At 73.3% G+C, this 3,353-nt stretch carries 4 protein-coding genes; 2 read left to right on the forward strand and 2 right to left on the reverse strand.

Annotation, left to right across the window (positions count from 1 at the left end; translation table 11 throughout):
• Together J5F18_RS14125 and J5F18_RS14130 are read left to right on the forward strand one after the other, a co-directional pair.
• Positions 1 to 1,057 (forward strand): acetyl-CoA C-acyltransferase (locus tag J5F18_RS14125; RefSeq protein WP_346299228.1); only part of this gene is annotated, 1,057 nt, incomplete at its 5' end.
• On the forward strand, positions 1,057 to 1,818 hold the full coding sequence (locus J5F18_RS14130; protein ID WP_346299229.1) for an alpha/beta fold hydrolase: 762 nt from the start codon (positions 1,057 to 1,059) through the stop codon (positions 1,816 to 1,818). The genes J5F18_RS14125 and J5F18_RS14130, both read left to right, overlap by 1 nt.
• Here the strand turns inward: J5F18_RS14130 and fetB are convergent, their stop codons facing one another.
• Both fetB and J5F18_RS14140 read right to left on the reverse strand, forming a co-directional pair.
• On the reverse strand, positions 1,819 to 2,622 hold the full coding sequence (fetB, locus tag J5F18_RS14135) for an iron export ABC transporter permease subunit FetB (RefSeq protein ID WP_346299230.1): 804 nt from the start codon (positions 2,620 to 2,622) through the stop codon (positions 1,819 to 1,821).
• A complete protein-coding gene (locus tag J5F18_RS14140; RefSeq protein WP_346299231.1) occupies positions 2,613 to 3,236 on the reverse strand; it encodes an ATP-binding cassette domain-containing protein in 624 nt (207 codons plus the stop codon). Before J5F18_RS14140 ends, fetB begins: the two co-directional genes overlap by 10 nt.
• Positions 3,237 to 3,353: the final 117 nt, after the last annotated feature.

Raw genomic sequence — 3,353 nt, forward strand, 5'->3', positions numbered from 1 at the left:
CGGCATCGAGGCCTCGGCCATCGACGAGGGCATCCTGGGCTGCGTGCTGCCTGGCGGCGTCAAGCAGGGCCCGGCCCGCCAGGCCATGCGCCAGGCCGGCATCCCCGACGGCATCGGCGCCACCACCATCAACAAGCTGTGCGGCTCGGGCATGAAGGCCACCATGCTGGCCCACGACCTGATCCGTGCCGGCAGCGGCGAGGTGATGTTGGCCGGCGGCATGGAGTCCATGTCCAATGCCCCCCACGTGCTGACCAAGGCGCGCACCGGCTATCGCCTGGGCCACGGCGAGCTCAAGGACCATATGTTCCTGGACGGCCTGGAGGACGCCGAGACCGGCAAGCTGATGGGGGTCTTCGCCCAGGACGTCGCCAGCGCCCGCGACTACAGCCGCGAGCGCCTGGACGACTTCGCCATCGCCTCGCTGGAGCGCGCCATGGCGGCCACCAACGCCGGCCACCTGGCCGCCGAGATGGCCCCGGTCACCGTCACCACCCGCCAGGGCGAGACCGTGGTGGAGCACGACGAGCAGCCCTTCCAGGCCAAGCTGGACAAGATCCGCTCGCTGCGCCCCGCCTTCGCCAAAGAGGGCACCATCACCGCGGCCAACGCCAGCTCCATCTCCGACGGCGCCTCGGCGCTGATCCTCGCCAGCCAGGCGGCCGCCGAGCGCCTGGGCGCCAAGCCCCTGGCCCGCATGCTGGGCCACAGCACCCACTCTCAGCACCCCAGCGAGTTCACCATCGCCCCGGTGGGCGCCATCGACAAGCTGCTGAAGAAGCTGGACTGGAGCGTGAGCGACGTCGACCTCTTCGAGATCAACGAGGCCTTCGCCGTGGTCACCCTGCTGGCCATGGACGGGCTCGACATCCCCCACGACAAGGTCAACGTCTACGGCGGCGCCTGCGCCCAGGGCCATCCCATCGGCTCCACCGGCTCGCGCATCATCGCCACCCTGATCCACGCCCTGCGCACCCGCGGCGGCAAGCGCGGCATCGCAAGCCTGTGCATCGGCGGCGGCGAGGCCACCGCGGTGGCGGTCGAACTGATCGACTGATGGAGGCGATCATCCTCGAGACCCCGGCGGGCGGCCTGCACGTCGCCCGCTGGCGGCCGGACACGCCAGACGCGACACCCAGCCCCATCGTGCTGCTCCATGACTCCCTGGGCTGCGTGGCGCTGTGGCGGGACTTCCCTGCCCTGCTCACCCGGGCCACCGGTCGCGAGGTGATCGCCTACGACCGCCGGGGCTACGGGCGCTCGGCGCCGTTTCCGGGGCCCCAGCCGGCGAGTTTCATCGCCGACGAGCCCCGCGACGCCTTCGCCCGGGTGCGCGAGCACTTCGCCCTGGAGCGCTTCGTGGCGCTCGGCCACAGCGTGGGCGGGGGCATGGCCGTGGAGGTGGCCGGGGGGCATGCCGACGGCTGCGAGGCGCTGATCACCGTGGCTGGCCAGGCCTTCACCGAGCCCCGCACCCTGGCCGGCATCCGCGAGGCCGAGGCCGCCTTCGCCGAGCCCGGCGCCCTGGGGCGGCTGGCGCGCTACCACGGCGACAAGGCCGAGTGGGTGCTGCGGAGCTGGGTGGACAACTGGCACTCCGAGGCCTTCGCCGACTGGCGCCTGGATCCCGCCCTGGCGCGGGTGGTGGCCATCCACGGTGAACACGACGAGTATGGCTCCCTGGCCCAGCCGCAGCGCATCGCCGCCCTCACCCCCGGGCCCGCCGAGCCGCGCATCCTGCCCTGCGGCCACGTGCCCCACCGGGAGTGCCCGGAGCGGCTCGCCGTGCTGGTGGCCGAGTTCCTCGCCCGCCCCTGATCAGCGGCGCGGCGGCGCCAGCCGGTCGAGGCGCAGCCGCTCCCGGCCGTCGAAGAGCCGTCGGCTGCCCGCGGCCACGGCGGCGAGGGTGCCGAAGCCGGTGCCCAGGGTGATCGCGAACATGATCAGGATCTGATACTTCACCGCCAGCCCCGGCGCGGTGCCGGCCAGGATCTGGCCGGTCATCATGCCGGGCAGGCTGACCACCCCGGCGGCGGCCATGGCGTTGATCATCGGCATCAGCCCGCTGCGCATCGCCTCGCGGCGGATATCGCCGATCGCCTGCTGCCAGGGCTGGCCGAGCATCAGGCGGTTCTCGATCACCGCCCGCTGGCGCCAGGCGCCCTCGGTGAGGCGATCCAGGGCCAGTGCCACCCCGGTCATGGTGTTGCCGAGCAGCATCCCCAGCAGCGGGATGGCGTACTGGGGACGGTACCAGGGCTCGGGGCCGATGATCACCGTCAGCGTCAGCACGGTCACCGTGAAGGCGGAGAGGAACATCGCCAGGGTGCCGATGCCGAAGGCCCAGCCGCCGCTCAGGCGGCGTTTCTGGCGCGCCATCACCTCGCGGCCGGCGATCAGCAGCATGGCCAGCGCCATCAGTGCCACCCAGAGCAGCCGCTCGGCGGCGAACAGCGCCTCCAGCACCAGGCCGATCAGCCCGAGCTGGATCACTGTGCGCGTCGCGGCGATCAACAGGCTGCGACTCATGCCCAGGCGCAGGGCGGCGGTACAGCCGGCCAGCCCCACCACCATCAGCGCGGCCAGCGCCAGCTGCCACCAGGCCAGCGGAATCACCTCCATGGGCGCACCTCCTCGGGGCTGAGCGCGATGCCGCGGATGCGCCAGTGGCGCGCCGCCACCCGGGCGATCTGGGCCGGGTCATGGGCCACCCAGAGCGCCGGCCAGCCCCGCGCGCGGAGCCGGGTCAGGAGCCAGGCCTCCACCGCCAGGGTCGTCGCCTCATCGAGATTGGCGGTGGGCTCGTCCAGCAGCAGCGCCGCCGGCTCCCGGGTGATCGCCCGCAAGAGCGCCAGGCGCTGCTTCTCCCCCGAGGAGAGCCGCGCCACCTGCCAGCCCAGCACGGCCTCCTCGAAGCCCAGCGCCGCCAGGTCCTCGGCGGCGGGCGGCGACGGGAAGGGCTCGCCGACGCCGTCCGCCCACCACTGGCTCTCCGCCGGCACCAGCATCACCCGGGCGCGCCAGGCGTGGGCCGGCAGCGACGCCTGGGCGAGCTCGCCGAGCCACACCTCGCCGGCATGGGGCTCGAGGTCGGCCACGGCGCGCAGCAGCCGGCTCTTGCCGGAGCCGCTGGGGCCGGAGAGGCAGTGGATCTCGCCGGGGGCGACGGCCAGCGACACGCCGGAGAGCGTGCCGATGCCGACGCCGTCGAGTCGCAGGGTCGGGCTTGAGCTCACGGGGTTACCTCGTCGCCAGGAGGGGGCATGATAGCAGGCCGCCGGAGACGTGACCTGTGGGCGCCGGCACCGTCGGCGAGGAGCACGGTGAGGAGAAGAGCGACGGGGTGCGGTGCG

It is taken from the genome of Halomonas sp. BM-2019 (genome assembly GCF_017584085.1).

Coding starts and splice junctions, on each gene's coding strand:
- J5F18_RS14130 (WP_346299229.1), top strand. CDS start 1,057: ATGGAGGCGATCATCCTCGAGACCCCGGCGGGCGGCCTGCACGTCGCC.
- fetB (WP_346299230.1), bottom strand. CDS start 2,622: ATGGAGGTGATTCCGCTGGCCTGGTGGCAGCTGGCGCTGGCCGCGCTG.